Origin of the sequence: Streptomyces sp. NPDC058955 (genome assembly GCF_042741435.1) — a bacterium.
Taxonomy (GTDB): domain Bacteria; phylum Actinomycetota; class Actinomycetes; order Streptomycetales; family Streptomycetaceae; genus Streptomyces.
Genome location: NZ_JBHYKM010000006.1, coordinates 135352 through 150059, shown reverse-complemented (window position 1 = coordinate 150059; position 14708 = coordinate 135352). Strand labels below are relative to the sequence as shown.

The following is a 14708-nucleotide window of genomic DNA, read 5'->3' as shown; positions in this document are numbered from 1 at the left end:
GGGGGTTGACGCGGCCAGGGTGCGCGCGTGGGGGGGGGCCCGGGCCGCCGGGCTGACCGCCGGGGCCCGCCGCCGTCACTCCCAGTCGTCCCAGGAGGGTTCCGACTCGTCCTCGCCGAAGAAGAGCGGCTCGTCCTCGGGGGCCGTCGCCGCGGCGGGGCGGGGCGCCGGCTTCCGGATCTCAGGGGCCGGAGGGGCGGCGGGGGCCGCCGACGGGGTGCCGACCGCGCGGGCGGCTCGCTGGTCCGCCGCTTCCGCGGCCGGGCGGGCCGGGGGTGCGACCTCCGCGCCCGCGAACTCGGCCAGGGCCTCCAGGACGCCCTCGCCGTACTTGGCGAGCTTGGCCTCGCCGACGCCGCCGACCGTGCCGAGCTCGGCGACGGTGGTGGGGAGGGTCGTCGCGATCTCCCGGAGCGTCGCGTCGTGGAAGACGACGTACGCGGGGACGCCCTGCTCGCGGGCGGTCGCCGCGCGCCAGGCGCGCAGGGCCTCGAAGACGGGCACGGCGGCGGCGGGCAGGTCGACCGGGACGCGGGCCTTGCCGGAACGGCCGCCGCTCTCCTTGCGGGGCGCCGCGGCCTTGGCGGCCTCCTTGCGCAGGGGGACCTGGCGCCGGCCGCCGAGGACCTCGCCGCTGGCGTCGGTGAGGACGAGGGTGCCGTAGTCGCCCTCGACGGCGAGCAGCCCCAGGGCGAGGAGCTGGCGGACGACGCCCCGCCACTCGGCCGTGCCGAGGTCGGCGCCGATGCCGAAGACGGAGAGGCTGTCGTGGTCGAACTGGATGACCTTGGCGGTCTTCTTGCCCTGGAGGATGTCGATGATCTGGCCGGCGCCGAACTTCTGGCGCCGCTCGCGGGCCAGCCGCCAGACGGTGGAGAGCAGCTTCTGCGCGGGGACCGTGCCGTCCCACGACTCGGCGGGGGTCAGACAGGTGTCGCAGTTCCCGCAGGGGCCGGACTGCTGGCCGAAGTAGGCGAGGAGGCGGACGCGCCGGCACTCGACGGTCTCGCAGAGGGCGAGCATCGCCTCCAGGTGGGCGGCGAGGGCGCGCCGGTGCTGCTCGTCGCCCTCGGAGCCGTCGATCATCTTGCGCTGCTGGACGACGTCCTGGAGGCCGTACGCGAGCCAGGCGGTGGCGGGCTCGCCGTCACGGCCGGCGCGGCCGGTCTCCTGGTAGTAGCCCTCGACGGACTTGGGCAGGTCGAGGTGGGCGACGAAGCGGACGTCGGGCTTGTCGATGCCCATGCCGAAGGCGATGGTCGCGACGACCACGACGCCGTCCTCGCGCAGGAACCGCGCCTGGTTGGCGGCGCGCGCGGCGGCGTCCATGCCCGCGTGGTACGGGATAGCGTCGATGCCGTGCTCGGCGAGGAAGGCGGCGGTCTTCTCCACGGAGGCGCGCGACAGGCAGTAGACGACTCCGGCGTCCCCGGCGTGCTCGGTGCGGATGAGGTCGAGGAGCTGCCGGGTGGGGCTGTTCTTGGCGACGATCCGGTACTGGATGTTGGGCCGGTCGAAGCTGGCGACGAAGTGGCGGGCCTCGTCCAGGCCGAGGCGGGTGGCGATCTCGCCGTGGGTGGCCTCGGTGGCCGTCGCGGTCAGCGCGATCCGCGGCACCTTGGGCCAGCGCTCGTGGAGCATGGAGAGGGCGAGGTAGTCGGGCCGGAAGTCGTGGCCCCACTGGGAGACGCAGTGCGCCTCGTCGATCGCGAAGACGGAGACCGTGCCCCGGTCGAGCAGCCGCTGGGCGCCCTCGGTGCGCAGCCGCTCGGGGGCCAGGTAGAGCAGGTCGAGCTCTCCGGCGAGGAAGGCCTGCTCGACGGTCTGCCGCTCGTACGGGTCCTGGGTCGAGTTCAGGAAGCCGGCCCGGACTCCGAGCGCGTTCAGCGCGTCCACCTGGTCCTGCATGAGTGCGATCAGCGGCGAGATCACCACGCCCGTGCCGGGCCGCACCAGTGCCGGGATCTGGTAGCACAGCGACTTGCCGCCGCCGGTCGGCATGAGCACGAGGGCGTCACCGCCGGCCACGACGTGCTCGATGATCTCCTGCTGCTCGCCCCGGAAGGAGCTGTAGCCGAAGACCCGGTGGAGCACCTCCAGGGCGTCGGAGGATCCGTCGGGGCTCGGGGCGGAGGAGGCGTCGGAAGAAGCGTCGATGAGGGCCACCCGAAAAGCCTAGCCGCCCGGACGCCCCCGCCGGGCCGCCCGCCGCGGCCTGTGGACAACGCGCTCCGTCGCGTCAGCGGCGGGGTGCGGCGGGCCCCGCCCCGGCGGGACAGCGGCGCCCCCGGCCTCGATACTGGGGAGGAATCCCTCCTCCCCGAGAGAGGAACCGGCTCATGGCCCGGAACACCGCGAAGAAGCCGCACGATCCGGCGACGGTGACGGTCAAGGGGCGGGACATGCGGCTGCGGACCATCGGATTCCTGGTGGTCGCCGCGCTCGCCATCTGGTTCATCGCCGTCAACACCGGCTCGGTCACCATCCGGCTCTGGATCCCGACGGTCACCCTCCCGCTCTGGATCGTCCTCACGGTCACGCTGCTCGTCGGCATCGTCCTCGGCCTCTTCGTCGCCCGCCGCCGCGCCCAACGCTGACGACGCCCGGGGCCGGGGCTCCGGGCGGCTCCTAGGAGGCGGCGGACTCGCGGGTGAAGAGTTCCAGCAGTCCGGCGATCTCGTGGCCGGACTCGGCGGGGTGCCGGAAGGGGGCCTCCGGGTTGACGCGGTAGCGGTTGCGGCGGCCGTCGGCCGCCCGGCCCCTGACCAGGTATCCCCCCTCCTCCAGGTCGGCGACGATCGCCTGGACGGTCCGCTCGGTCACTCCGCAGCGGGCGGCCACGTCCCGGAGCCGTACCTCGGGATCACCGGCGACGGCGAGCAGTACGCGCGCGTGGTTGGTGAGGAAGGTCCATCCCGCCTGACCGTTTCCGTTCGCACCCATACGGGTCCCTTCCCCCGGATGGCCCCGGATCATGCGCAATGCATTTCGTGTAAACGTTGACGCATTTCCCCAGAAAGCAGACACTCGGGGTGAGGCGTCCTTGCGACGACCGGAGCCCACCGGAGCATGCCATGAGCCGCGAACTCGTCCACCAGGTCCAGATCGTGCTCGCCGATGCCGGTTTCGGCCCGGACAGCGGCATCACCACGCAGAGCGACGGCGCCTCGGTGATCGTCGCCTGGCATCCGGACCGGCTCATCCGCCCCACGATCGCTGCGCACGCGGCCGACCCCGACGTCCATGCCGCCGCCGAGATCACCGGCATCCGCATCGCCCTGGAGCAGGCACTGACCAGCGTCTTCCTGGCCGCCGGCCTCAGCCCGCTCACCCACCCCGAGGGCTTCATCCGGGTCACCGCCACCCCCGTCGGCTGAGCCGGGAGGAACGCGGGCCGGGCCCCCGGGGCGTCAGGCCGTCCGGGGCGGGAGGACCCGCTTGACGCCCAGCAGCACGCGGTACCGCTCGCGCGCCGCGAACTCCTCCGGCCGCCAGACCACCGGCCGCCCCACCTCCGCGCAGAGGTGGAGGATCCCCTCGTCGCCCGCGCTCACGCCGACGTGGGCGCCGTAGGCGTCGTCGGTGGCGTTGTACAGGAGCAGGTCGAGGGGGCGGGCGGCCGGCACGCGGACGGTGGACTCCGTGTCCTCCCACAGGTCCGACGAGCGCAGCTCCGGAGGGGTCAGTCCGAAGTGCCGGAGCACCTCGTAGGCGAACAACTGGCAGTTGGCGCCCGCCGCGAGCCCCGGCCGGGCGGCCACGGCGGCGGCGCCCGGGAAACGCGAGCCGTCATAGCGGACGGTCCAGAACCCCGCGGGAAGGCGGGAGACGATCGAATCCATCCCGCCATCATTCCGCGGAGGCGACACCGGACCCGGCCGGAGTGCCGGACCCGGCCGGAACCACCGCCCCGGCCGTGCGCTCACGCCCGTCCCGTCACACCTTTCACAGGGGAATCGACAGCCCCTTTCGACCCCTTCCCGTGACGTCTTCACGGAACGGCCACGGTGTGATGATCAGTCGGTCCGCACTCCTTCTCAGCGACCTCGCGACCGCATTAGCATTGCCCTGCGTGCCGGGGGACTCGCGGTGTGTGAGGAAGGGTGCTGCTCCCGTTGCCGGCTTCGTGTTTCGTCATCGGATCCGTGACTGTGATGGAATTGGGTGACCCATGCCTCCTCGGCTTGTCGGCCATCAAGGCTCCCTGGCTGGACAGCAGTTCCCGATCGGCACCACACCGGTAACTCTGGGTCGCAACGGCGACAACAGCATAGTGATAAACGGCGAGAACGTTTCACGCTTTCACGCCGAAGTGCGCCGCGAAGGCCATGGATTCGTGCTGTACGACAGCGGCAGCAGCAATGGGACGCGCATCAACGGGACGCGCGTGACCTCGCACGAACTGCAGCCCGGCGACCTCATCGAGATCGGCACCGAGACGTTCCGGTTCGAGGCGGCCGACGCGATGGAGACCATCCTCGACCTCTCCGTCCTGCGCCCGCTCGGCCCCTCCTCCCAGGCGACCCTGGCGGCGGGGCCGGTGCTGGAGGTCACGGTCTCGGGCGGCGGCCCCGTCGGCCTGAGCTTCGCCCTCCTCCTGGAACACCTCATGGGGCACCGCGTCGCCATCACCGTCTACGACGGCCGCTGGACCCAGGACGGGCCGAAGGTGGTGTGGAAGGACGAGAGCCAGGGCAACGTCCGCCGGCAGCAGGTCGTCACGGTGCAGAGCCGCCAGTACCTGAACCTCCCCGAGGTCGTGCAGCAACGACTCTTCCGCGGCGACGCGTTCACCGAGATGTGGCCGGTCGGCCCCGACTCGATCCGGGGCCACAGCCCGAGGAACCTCCGGATCGCCTACATCGAGGACACGCTCCTCGACCTCGCGAACGAGAAGCCGGACCGCATCCGGCTGGTCCCCGCCGCATTCGACCCGGCGGAGCACCGGAATTCCGGGACGAGGACGCATGTGCTCGCCATCTGCGAGGGCGGCCGGTCCCGCACCCGAGAGTATTTCGCCGACAAGTTCGGCAGCGCCGACAAGTCGATCTACTCGCTGCACGGCGAACACATTCAGGACGTCGTCCTCGGCCTGCGCGTGAAGTCGAATCTCACGGACCCCATGACGGTCCTGCTGACCGTCGCCCAGAACCGCTTTCTCCTCAACGCCCTGCGCGGCGAGGGATTCCTGAACATGCGGCTCACCGACGCCGAGGCCGCCGAAGTCGTCGGCATCGATCCGGTGCGGCACGTCTTCGAGGAGTGCATCGCCTCCCGCCCGTGCGTGATGGGGCGCGACGGCCACGGCGATTTCCAGTGCTCGACGCACAGCACCCTCTTCCTGCCCGCCATGGTCCGCGGCTCGGCCCTGTGGCGGCGGGTGCTGGAGGGACTCGCGCTGTTCGGCGTCGCCGAGCGGGACCTGAGCGCCGTCACCGCCTTCCGGCTCGACATGGTCCAGCGGCCCCGGTTCACCACCCGGCTGCACTCGGCCACCTCGACCTCCCCGGGGACGTACGGCTTCCTCCTCGGCGACGCCGCCAACGCCATCCACTTCTGGCCCGGCCGCGGGCTCAACAGCGGTCTGGGCTCGGCGATCTCGCTGGCCCGGTCCCTCAACGGGGCCTGGACGGGACGGCCGTTCCGCGACGCCGACTTCGCGCGCCACGAGGCGGCGATGTCGATGCTCCAGTACCGGCACAAGAGCCGCGCCTGGAACACGATGATCACCACGGACGAGAACGGCGTCAGCCGCCCGATCAAGGAGAAGATCGCCCAGAGCATCGAGGAGTCGGAGGGGAAGGACCTCGACCGCAGCGCGGACATCGACGCCCTCATGGAACGGCTGCGCTCGATCCGCGACCGCCTGTCCTCCCGCCTCCCCGGCATGCCCGACGACGCGACCCTCCGCACCCACCTGCAGTCGCTGGACTCCTCGACGCTGCGCACGCTCTGGGAGAGCGGTGCCTGGGACACCCTGATCGTCGGGGGCGAGGAGGTCGACATCGACATCTTCTACCGCCAGGACCCGCCGCCCACCGCGCCGAGGACCCCGGCCGCCTCCTGACCGGGACGCCACGACTCCGCCGCGGTCCGCCTCCTCCGCCGGACCGCGGCGCTCCCGTCGGCGGTTCGTCGTACCGATTCCTGCCTGTGGTTCTGCCTGGAGACGGCGACGGCCCGCTGCTTGGCTGTTCCCACCGGGTGGGAACCCGGCGGCGGTCCGCCGGGCGGCCGCGGCGCGCCGTTCCCGCTCGCGGCAGCCCCGGAGCACTTCCCTGAGCGGAGAGAAATTGAGCGTGGTGTTGACGACCGCCTCCGTGCCGGACCAGGACAAGGTCGCGTTCTGGAACGACGCGGTGAGCAGGACGCTGGTGCCGATGGAGGTCGCCCCCCGGGGTGACGGGCCGTTCGACGGCCGGATCGCCGCCGGCCGTCTCGGGTACCTCCAGGTCTCCACCGTGGAGGCCGACGCGGAGCGGGTCAGCCGCACGCCGGCGCTCATCGCCAGGTCGTCCGACGCGCTGGTGGCGGTCGGTGTGCAGGTCTCCGGGACGGCCACCTTCGTCCAGGACGGCAGGCGGGCCGAGGTGCGGGAGGGGGACCTGGTGGTGTACGACACGACCCGGCCGTACTCCTTCGACTACCCGCAGCGGTTCGCCACGCACGTGTTCCAGCTTCCGCGCCGCGCACTGGGCGTGCCGGACGGCGACATCCGGCAGGTCACGGGCAGCGCCATCGGCACCGAGGACGGCCTCGGCGCGATGCTGCTCCCGTTCCTGGCCACCCTGGCCTCCTCCCCCGCCGACGGCTACCCGCCGCCGGTCGCGGACCGGCTGGCCGGCAACGTCGTCGAGCTGTTCGCCACCCTGATCACCGAACGGGCCCACCCGGACGGCGCGGACGGGGACGCGCCGAGCCATCTGGTGCGGCGCGTCCGTGACCACATCAACCGGAACCTGGGCGACCCGGAGCTGTCGCCGGAGCGCATCGCCAAGGCGCAACGGATCTCCGTCCGCTACCTGCACCGGCTGTTCGAGGGCGAGGGGACCACGGTCGGCCAGCTCATCCGGCAGCGGCGCCTGGAGGAGTGCGGCCGCGAACTGGCCCGCCGCGGCAGGACCGCACCCACCGTGTCCGCCGTGGCGCAGAGGTGGGGCTTCGTCAGCCCGGCCCACTTCAGCCGGTCCTTCCGCGCCGCCTACGGCGTCTCCCCCCGTGAATGGCGCAGCCTGCGCACCGCCCCGGGCGACCTCCGGGGAGCCCCGGAGGTCGCCCCGGCGTCCGGCGGGTGAGCGCCCGCTCCTGCCGCCCGCGCCCGTGGCGCGCCGGTGCCCGGCCCCGCGGGGCCGGTGCGCCCGAACCATCCCTTCGCTTCAGCCCTCTCGGCAGGAGACCGTGCGTGACCGGCTTCGTCCCCTCGTCCCCTCGACCAGTCCTGGACCGCTCCACCCGGGCCTTCGTGTCCCGGCACGTCTGCCCGCCGTCGGCGCCGGACCAGGACCCGGAACAGGCCCGTCTGGACCTCGCGCGGCTCCAGGGCGCGGACGACCCCGACCCCCGCGACGAGGAGGCCGTCTCCACGGAGTGGTTCGCCCTGCCGGTGGGGCCGACCGGTCAGGTACGGGTGCTGGTGGCCAGGCCGGCCGGGAGCACCGGCGCGATCCCCGTCGTGCTGTTCCTGCACGGTCTCGGCTGGGTGCTGGGCGACGCCGGCACCCATGAGCGTCTGGTGCGCGCGTTCGCCCTCGGCGCGGACGCTGCCGTGGTCTTCGTCGAGTACGCGCGCGCCCCCGAGGCGCGGTATCCGGTCGCCGTGGAGCAGTGCTACGCCGTCGCGCGGTGGGTCTGCGAGCGCGGCGGCGAGATCGGCCTGGACGGCAGCCGGATGGCCGCCGTGGGCGATTCGACGGGCGGCAACCTGGTGGCGGCGCTGACCCTGCTCGCCAAGGAGCGCGGCGGGGTGCGGCTGCGGCAGCAGGTGCTGATCTGCCCGGTCACCGACGCCGGCTTCGACACCCCCTCGTACCGGGAGTTCGCCAGCGGTTACTTCCTCGGCGGTGCGACCATGCGCTGGTTCTGGGACCAGTACCTGCCCGACGTGCGGCAGCGGAGCGAGGTCACGGCGTCACCGCTGCGGGCCTCCCTGGATCAGCTCGCCGGGCTTCCGCCGGCGCTGGTGGTCACCGGCGAGGCCGACGTGGTGCGCGACGAGGGCGAGGCGTACGCGACGAAGCTCCGGGAGGCCGGCGTACCGGTGGTGTCGGTGCGCTATCACGGGACGATCCACGACTTCATGGTGCTGGATCCGCTCCGCGACACGGACGCCGCCCGGGCCGCCCTCGTCCAGGCGCTCGACACCGTGCACGTCGCCCTGCACCGGCACCGGGGCTGAGCCCGCCGTGCTCTCATTCCGCGGGGAGCGTGTCCAGGAGCGTCCGCGCGGTCTTCAGGTCCTTGCTGTCGACCGCGTCGCCGAGGGCGACGGCCCGACGGAGACAGGAGCGGGCTTCCTCGGTCTCTCCCAGTTCGATCAGGGCCTCTCCCAGGTTGACGAACGTGCTGCCCTCGATGTGGGGAATGCCGATGCGGGTGGACAGGACCAGAGCCTCGCGATAGTGGTCGGCCGCCTCGCGCCACCGCCGTGCCTCGGCGTAGCCGCGACCGAGTGCACGGGTCGTGTTGGCACGGTTCATGTCGGCGATGTGCCCGCTCACCGGACAGTCGGGCTGGTCCAGGAAGGCGATGACCCGCTGATGCTGGATCAGGGCCTCCTCGGCACGGCCCAGCAGGCGCAGCGAGGTGCCGTGGGTGAACATGGCACCGAGCCAGCCCTCACGGTCGTCGGTCTCCTCGTAGAGTCCGATCGCGGCGAGCGACGTGTCGGCCGCCTCCTGGACCTCGCCGAGCGCCGATCGCGCCCATGCCGCCAGTGTCAGTGCCGAGGCCTGTTGGGGAACGTTCCCGGCGCGACGGGCGAAGTGCAGCCCCTCGGTGGCCTGTTCGACGGCTTCCCTGTACCGGGCTTCGCAGGAGAGGGACCAGGAGAGCATGTTGTGGTGAAAGGCCCGCATGCCGGGGTCGTCGAGCGCGGTGGCGGACGCGACGGCCAGGCGGAACACCTCCGGCCAACGTCCCCAGTGGACCCACAGGTTGACGAACCATTCCATGGCGTGGGCGGTCTCCACGACCCGGGCGTGCTCGCCCCGGCGAGCGGCGCCGCGCAACGCGGCCAGCCAGGACGGGGCTTCGTCCTGCAGCCAGGCACGGGCCTCCTCGGCGCTCTCCAGCGGCACGAGCCCCCGCCAGGTGGGTGGCGGCGCCCCCTGCTCGGGCTTGTACCAGCGGCCGGCGACGACCGCCGTGCCGAGGAGCCAGGTGCTCAGCCGGTCCTCGGCCGCCGCCCGCTCGTCGGGTTCCTCCTCGCGGGACAGCCGGGTGCGGGCGAACAGCCGCAGCAGGTCGTGCACCTGGTAGCGGCCGGTGAAGGTGGCCTGCAGCAGACCGGCCTCGACCAGCTCCTCCATCACGTCCTCGGCCGCGAAGACGTCGGTGGCGGTCAGCGCGGCGCCGTAGGCGGCGGTCATGTCCGGTCCCGGGACCAGACTGAGCAGCCGCAGCATGCGTGCCGCCTGGCCGGTCAGCTGACGATAGGACAGTTCGAACGCCGCCTCGACGCGCACGTCGCCGGCGGCGAGCGCGGCGAGCCGGCGTTCCTCGTCGGCGAGGCGCCGGACCAGGTGGTCGACGGTCCATCCGGAGCGGACCGTCAGCCAGTTCGCCGCCACCCGCAGGGCCAGCGGCAGTCGTCCGCACAGCTCCGCCACCCGCTCCACGGCCGCGGCCTCCGCGTCCGCCCGCTCCTCTCCCAGGATCCGGCGCAGCAGGCCGACCGCCTCCTCCTGCGTCATCTCCGACAGCGGGAGGCGGTCGACGTCCTCCAGGCCGGTCAGGGGCCGTCGGCTGGTGACCAGCACCAGGCTCCGCCCGCCGGCCGGCAGCAGCGCGCGTACCTGCCCCTCGTCGCGGGCGTTGTCCAGCACCACCAGGCACCGGCGGTCGCCCAGCAGCGCCCGCAGCAGCCCCGCGCGTCCCTGCTGGTCCTCCTGCGCCAGGCGGCGGTCCGACACGCCGAGGGCCTTCAGCAGCTTCAGCAGCGCCTCGTCCGTGTCCACGGGGCCGGACACGCCGTGCAGGTCCACCACGAAGCAGCCGTCGGGGAACCTCTCCGCCAGTTCCGCCGCCGCCTTCAGCGCCAACGTCGTCTTCCCGCACCCCGGAGGACCCGAGAGGACCCACACCGACGCGCCTCCACCGGCCGGGGCGCGTTCGGCCGCCGCCCGCAGGAGGGCCAGCTCCGGTGCGCGCCCCGTGAAGTCCCCCACCGACCGCGGCGGCACGACGGTGCCCGCCGCCGCGACCGCGCGCGTCGGGCGCGCCGCCCGCGCCGTGGTGAGCAGCGCCTCCCGCTCGTCCTCCGCGAGTCCGAGCCCCTCCGCCAGCGCCACCACCGTGCGCCGCTGCGGAACGAGGCTGCGCCCCCGCTCCATGTCGCCGATGGCCCGGACGCTCACCCCGGACGCCTCGGCCAGCTCCTCCATCGTCAGGCGGCCTCGCTGCCGCAGGCCGCGCAGCACGGCGCCGAAGGACTGCTTCCCGTACACGACTCGACTTCCCCTTCCGGTCAGCTCGTGGCCCGCACCGCGGCCCTGATCAGGTCGGCGACCTTCGTGGGCTCGGAGAGGGCGACGGCGTGGGAGGCGTCCGGCAGTTCGACGACGACGGCGCCGGCCCGTGCGGCGCCGAAGCGCTGCACCTCGGGGCCGATCGTGCGGTCGGCCCCGGCGACCAGGGCCCAGGACGGTTTCGTCCGCCATGCCGCCGCGGCCGCGGGCTCGGTGAACGCGGCGGCGGCGAGCGGGCGTTGGGCCGCCGCCAGGGCGCCGGCGACGTCCTCGGGCACGTCCGCCGCGAAGACGGCGGGAAAGGCCGTCTCCTCGATGGTCACCTCGACCGCGTGGGCGCCGTCGTGGAGCGGGTAGGTCCACTCCTTGAGGTGGTCCGTCAGCGGAGGAGCGGGGAAGCTCCCCTGGAGCCGGCCGAGGCTCTCGCCCTCCTGGGGCACGTAGGCGGCCACGTAGACGAGCCCCACGACGTTCTCCGCGGCGCCGGCCACGGTGATCAGCGCACCGCCGTAGGCGTGGCCGACGAGGACGGCCGGACCCTCGACCTGCGTCAGGACGGAGGCGAGGTGGGCGGCGTCCGACGCCAGGCCCCGGAGCGGGGTCGGCGGGGCGATCACGGGGATGCCGCTGCTCCGCAGTTCCGCGATGACGCCGATCCAGCCGGTCGCGTCGGCGAAGGCGCCGTGCACGAGGACGACGGTGGGGTGGGGCATGCCGGTTCTCTTCTCGGTGTCGGGCGGGACGGGGCGCGGGCGGCTCAGGGCCGTCGCCCGTCCTGGGCGGCGTCGGCGGTCGTCGGCGCGAACGCCGAGGTCGCCAGGGCCTGCCATTGGCTGGGGCTCATGCCGTAGGCGCCGCGGAACGTGCGGCTGAAGTGCGAGGGGCTGCTGAAGCCCCAGCGGTGTGCCATCGCGGCCATCGTGGTCCGCCGGGTGGAGCGGCCCAGTTCGAACCGGCAGAACTCGAGCCGGCGGCGCCGTATCCACTGGCTCACCGTGCTGCCGTCGTTCTGGAACAGCTTCTGCAGGTACCGGACGGAGATGTGGTGGGCGCGCGCGATCGACTCCGGCGACAGGTCCGGGTCCATCAGGTGTTCCTCGATGTGGGCGTGGATGCGGGACAGCAGCTCGCCGCCGGCTCCGGACGGGGTGTCGGCCGCGTCCGTCGTGTCCGCTTCGAGGAGTTCCATGACCAGCACGGAGAGGAGGTGTACGGCGGTGCGGGCACGCCGGTCGCCGATGGTGGACCGGCGGGACTCCGCCCCGGCGGCGAGCGCGGTCAGGAAGTCGGAGGCCAGCGCCCCGATGCCCTCCCCGCCCCGCACCGGCACGCCGAGCACGCGGTCCAGGTCCGGCTCCGGGACGCCCAGGTAGCAGCGGGGCACCCGGAAGAAGATCATCCGGGAGTCCTCGCCGAACCGCAGCGGGCGCCGTCGGGCGGGGTCGCAGAAGACCAGGTCGCCCGGGTCCAGCGGCAGCTCGGCGCGGTCGTGGACGACGGTGACGGCCCCGCGGACGTGGACGGCGAGGTAGACGTGGTTGCGGTCGTTCGTATCCGGCATCTCGGAGAGCAGCTGGACCAGCCACTCCGAGCGGGAGGGGGGCGCGGCCGGAGCCTGCGCCTGCCGGGGCGTCCGTTCGGGCGCACGGGACATCAGTGTCAGGGGCATGGGAGTTCCTTGCCGTGGGTGCGTGGGGGGGCGGAGGGGGTTCACGCCCCTCTCGCCGGCTCCTCGGCCAGGAACTCCTCCACCACGGCGTTGAAGGCCGTCGGGTTCTCCAGGAAGGGGAAGTGCGAGCCGGCCACGTCGGAGGCGAAGACGTGGAGGCGTGCGCCGGGAATCCGTTCGGCGACGAAGCGCTGCGCATCGGGGTGCACATGGCTTCCCTCGCAGCCGATCACGAGGGTCGGCACGTCGATCCGGGGGAGCACGTCCCGCCAGTCCTGCGCGCAGTGGTCGAACAGCAGCGGCACGCCCGCGTGGGCGGGTGTCGACGCGATCTCCCGGTCGACGAAGGCCAGCACCTCGGGGTCGGTGTCGCCGGAGAACATGCCGCGCACGAAGTCGGCGCGGACCGCCTCGCCCTCCGGACCCGCGAGGGCCGCGCCCAGGTACAGCAACCCCGACACGTCGAAGATGGCGCCGGACTCCCGCTGTTCCCGCTCGGTCATCCAGGGCACGGCGGCGACCGCCGCCGGCTGGTCGACGGCGACGAAGCGCCGGATCCGGCCGGTCCCGTACTGGTCGACGAAGCTCCACCACACCGAGACGCCCATGGACCAGCCCAGCGCGTCGAAACGGTCGAGACCGAGATGGTCGACCAGTTCGAGCACGTCGCGGGAGAGCCGCGCGATGCGGGAGCCGTACCGCGGCGTGTCGGACTCTCCGTGGCCGCGGAGGTCGACGGTGACCACGCGGCGACCGGGTGCCAGCCCCTCGACCTGGTGGCGGAACATCGCCTGCGTCTGCCCCCAGCCGTGCAGCATCACCAGCGCGACGCCCTCACCGCCGGTGTCCCGGTACGCGAGCCGTACGCCGTCCGTCGTGATCAGTTCCTTCATGACCTCTCCCCTGGTCAGAGGCGGTGCGAAGGCACCGCCCGTCCCGGACATCATCGAATGGGGCCCGCCGCCCGCACGACCGCGAGCTGTAGGAATCGGGCCGTGGATCCTCCTCGCTCTGTCGAAGCGGGTCCGTGGTCAGACGGCCCCGGCGGTGCTCGGGGCGAGGAGTTCGCCGACCCTGAGGCCGAGGTGCAGGGTGAGCCGGTGGACGCCGTCGTCGAGGTCGAGTCCGGTGATCTCCTGGATCTGGCGCAGGCGGTAGTACAGCGAGGTGCGGTGGATGCCCAGTGCCTCCGCGGTCCTGGGGATCGACCCCGCGTGGTCGAGGAAGCAGCGCAGGGTGTCCCGCAGGCGGTCGCCGCCGTGGCTCTCGGTCAGGGTGCGGAGCGGCTTCGGGACCAGCGACGCGTTCAGGGCGTGCTCCGGAAGCTGGAGCAGCACGGCGAGCTCCCCGAGGAGCTCCCAGTCGCCGATTCCCTTCAGGGAGGGCAGTCGGCGGGCCGCGCGGGCCGCCACGAGCGCCTGCTCGTACGAGGTCCACGCGTCGTCCAGGGCGGTGTGCTGGCCGCCGACGCCGATCACGGGGTCCGCCGACGGGTCGAGGAAGGTGCGGAGTTCGTCGAGGATGCGGGCGGACTGGGCGGCGACCTCGTCCGGGTGCGGCGGCCGGTCGCGGAGCTGCAGCAGGATCGCCCGCTCCTTGCCGATGGCGATGAGGCCCTGGGCGGAGCGGGTCTGCCGGTACCCCTCCAGTGCCGCCCACAGGGCGGCCTCGGACCGGTGCACGAACTCCGTCCCGCAGCTCAGCTGGACGACGGTGACCAGGACGTGCTCCGCCGCGCCGAGCAGCCCCGTCTCCTCGCCGCGCCGTCGCGCGGTGGTGCGTGCGGCGACGTCCGCGCCGACGAGTGCGAGGGCCAGGTCCCGCTCGTCGCTCTTGCGGGTGTCGGCGGCGATCCGCTCCCCGTACATCTGGGCCGCCATGGCGGCCGCGGCCCCGGCGATGGCCCGGGTCTCCTCGTCCGCCAGCGTCTTCTCGGGCACGACCACCACGAGCAGCCCGAGGAGGTACCCGCGCTCGCGCAGCGGCACGACGTACCGGGGCAGCAGTCCGAGGTCGTCGCGGCCCTCGATGAAGCCGGGCCTCTGCCACTGGGTCACGCCCTGGTCGAGGACGTAGCGGATGGCCGCGTTGTCGGCGCGGCCCTGCAGCAGGGTGCCGATGCGCACCGGGTCCTCGTCGCCGAAGTGCCGGCTCGTGCAGACCATGCGGACCAGCGGGTCGTCGACGGCGACGGACCGGCCGAGCCGCTCCGCGAGCTCGTCGACGAGCGCCTGGAGCTCGGGGCTGCCAGGGCGGGCTCGCTGGAGCCTGACGGTCATGCGGGGTTCCTCTCTCGATCAGGGGTTCGCCGCGGATCACTCGGTTCCGCGGCTCTTGATCATTCTGAGGAAGTC

General features: G+C 73.1%; 13 protein-coding genes. 5 read left to right on the top strand and 8 right to left on the bottom strand.

All coding sequences use genetic code 11. The annotated features are described in order from the left end of the window. Nucleotides 1–75 precede the first annotated feature (75 nt). Complete coding sequence (gene recQ / locus ACFW1I_RS04960; RefSeq protein WP_384666125.1) at nt 76–2166, bottom strand: DNA helicase RecQ; 2091 nt, start codon at nt 2164–2166, stop codon at nt 76–78. Nucleotides 2167–2339: 173 nt separating this feature from the next. Between recQ and ACFW1I_RS04955 the strand changes: the two genes are divergently transcribed. Beyond that, nucleotides 2340–2597, top strand: coding sequence for a DUF1049 domain-containing protein (locus ACFW1I_RS04955; protein WP_384666124.1), 258 nt, complete (start codon nt 2340–2342; stop codon nt 2595–2597). Nucleotides 2598–2628: 31 nt separating this feature from the next. On the opposite strand, the gene ACFW1I_RS04950 is transcribed toward ACFW1I_RS04955, so the two are convergent. Continuing rightward, nucleotides 2629–2943 carry a helix-turn-helix transcriptional regulator gene (locus ACFW1I_RS04950; protein ID WP_384666123.1) on the bottom strand — a complete coding sequence of 105 codons (315 nt, stop codon included), beginning with the start codon at nt 2941–2943 and terminating at the stop codon, nt 2629–2631. Between the two features lie 131 nt (nt 2944–3074). Here ACFW1I_RS04950 and ACFW1I_RS04945 point away from each other — a divergent pair, with 131 nt between their 5' ends. Then, nucleotides 3075–3377 carry a hypothetical protein gene (locus ACFW1I_RS04945; RefSeq protein WP_384666121.1) on the top strand — a complete coding sequence of 101 codons (303 nt, stop codon included), beginning with the start codon at nt 3075–3077 and terminating at the stop codon, nt 3375–3377. Nucleotides 3378–3410: 33 nt separating this feature from the next. Here ACFW1I_RS04945 and ACFW1I_RS04940 read toward each other — a convergent pair whose 3' ends face one another. After that, nucleotides 3411–3842, bottom strand: a complete 432-nt coding sequence (locus tag ACFW1I_RS04940; RefSeq protein ID WP_384666120.1) for a hydrolase — start codon at nt 3840–3842, stop codon at nt 3411–3413. Nucleotides 3843–4171: 329 nt separating this feature from the next. Here ACFW1I_RS04940 and ACFW1I_RS04935 point away from each other — a divergent pair, with 329 nt between their 5' ends. From ACFW1I_RS04935 to ACFW1I_RS04925, 3 genes are all read left to right on the top strand, one after another. Beyond that, on the top strand, nt 4172–6067 hold the full coding sequence (locus ACFW1I_RS04935; protein ID WP_384666118.1) for an FHA domain-containing protein: 1896 nt from the start codon (nt 4172–4174) through the stop codon (nt 6065–6067). A gap of 232 nt (nt 6068–6299) precedes the next feature. Beyond that, nucleotides 6300–7295 (top strand): helix-turn-helix domain-containing protein, encoded by a 996-nt coding sequence (locus ACFW1I_RS04930; protein ID WP_384666116.1) that lies wholly within the window; start codon nt 6300–6302, stop codon nt 7293–7295. 107 nt (nt 7296–7402) lie between these two features. After that, nucleotides 7403–8395 carry an alpha/beta hydrolase gene (locus ACFW1I_RS04925; protein ID WP_384666114.1) on the top strand — a complete coding sequence of 331 codons (993 nt, stop codon included), beginning with the start codon at nt 7403–7405 and terminating at the stop codon, nt 8393–8395. Between the two features lie 13 nt (nt 8396–8408). On the opposite strand, the gene ACFW1I_RS04920 is transcribed toward ACFW1I_RS04925, so the two are convergent. The 5 genes from ACFW1I_RS04920 to ACFW1I_RS04900 all read right to left on the bottom strand — a co-directional run bounded on the left by ACFW1I_RS04920 (nt 8409) and on the right by ACFW1I_RS04900 (nt 14633). Then, entirely contained in the window at nt 8409–10664 is a 2256-nt protein-coding gene (locus ACFW1I_RS04920) for an NB-ARC domain-containing protein (RefSeq protein WP_384666112.1), read from the bottom strand. Between the two features lie 20 nt (nt 10665–10684). Continuing rightward, nucleotides 10685–11398: an alpha/beta fold hydrolase gene (locus ACFW1I_RS04915; RefSeq protein WP_384666110.1), complete on the bottom strand. Its 714-nt coding sequence runs from the start codon at nt 11396–11398 to the stop codon at nt 10685–10687. Nucleotides 11399–11442: 44 nt separating this feature from the next. Next, on the bottom strand, nt 11443–12354 hold the full coding sequence (locus ACFW1I_RS04910; protein ID WP_384666109.1) for a helix-turn-helix domain-containing protein: 912 nt from the start codon (nt 12352–12354) through the stop codon (nt 11443–11445). Between the two features lie 41 nt (nt 12355–12395). Then, nucleotides 12396–13247 carry an alpha/beta fold hydrolase gene (locus tag ACFW1I_RS04905; RefSeq protein WP_384666107.1) on the bottom strand — a complete coding sequence of 284 codons (852 nt, stop codon included), beginning with the start codon at nt 13245–13247 and terminating at the stop codon, nt 12396–12398. A gap of 138 nt (nt 13248–13385) precedes the next feature. Further along, a complete protein-coding gene (locus tag ACFW1I_RS04900; protein WP_384666106.1) occupies nt 13386–14633 on the bottom strand; it encodes a PucR family transcriptional regulator in 1248 nt (415 codons plus the stop codon). Nucleotides 14634–14708: the final 75 nt, after the last annotated feature.

Bases quoted from the DNA above. Each gene is read 5' to 3' on its own strand.
- ACFW1I_RS04955 (WP_384666124.1), top strand. From the start codon at position 2,340: ATGGCCCGGAACACCGCGAAGAAGCCGCACGATCCGGCGACGGTGACG.
- ACFW1I_RS04950 (WP_384666123.1), bottom strand. From the start codon at position 2,943: ATGGGTGCGAACGGAAACGGTCAGGCGGGATGGACCTTCCTCACCAAC.
- ACFW1I_RS04945 (WP_384666121.1), top strand. From the start codon at position 3,075: ATGAGCCGCGAACTCGTCCACCAGGTCCAGATCGTGCTCGCCGATGCC.
- ACFW1I_RS04940 (WP_384666120.1), bottom strand. From the start codon at position 3,842: ATGGATTCGATCGTCTCCCGCCTTCCCGCGGGGTTCTGGACCGTCCGC.
- ACFW1I_RS04935 (WP_384666118.1), top strand. From the start codon at position 4,172: ATGCCTCCTCGGCTTGTCGGCCATCAAGGCTCCCTGGCTGGACAGCAG.
- ACFW1I_RS04915 (WP_384666110.1), bottom strand. From the start codon at position 11,398: ATGCCCCACCCCACCGTCGTCCTCGTGCACGGCGCCTTCGCCGACGCG.
- ACFW1I_RS04910 (WP_384666109.1), bottom strand. From the start codon at position 12,354: ATGCCCCTGACACTGATGTCCCGTGCGCCCGAACGGACGCCCCGGCAG.
- ACFW1I_RS04905 (WP_384666107.1), bottom strand. From the start codon at position 13,247: ATGAAGGAACTGATCACGACGGACGGCGTACGGCTCGCGTACCGGGAC.
- ACFW1I_RS04900 (WP_384666106.1), bottom strand. From the start codon at position 14,633: ATGACCGTCAGGCTCCAGCGAGCCCGCCCTGGCAGCCCCGAGCTCCAG.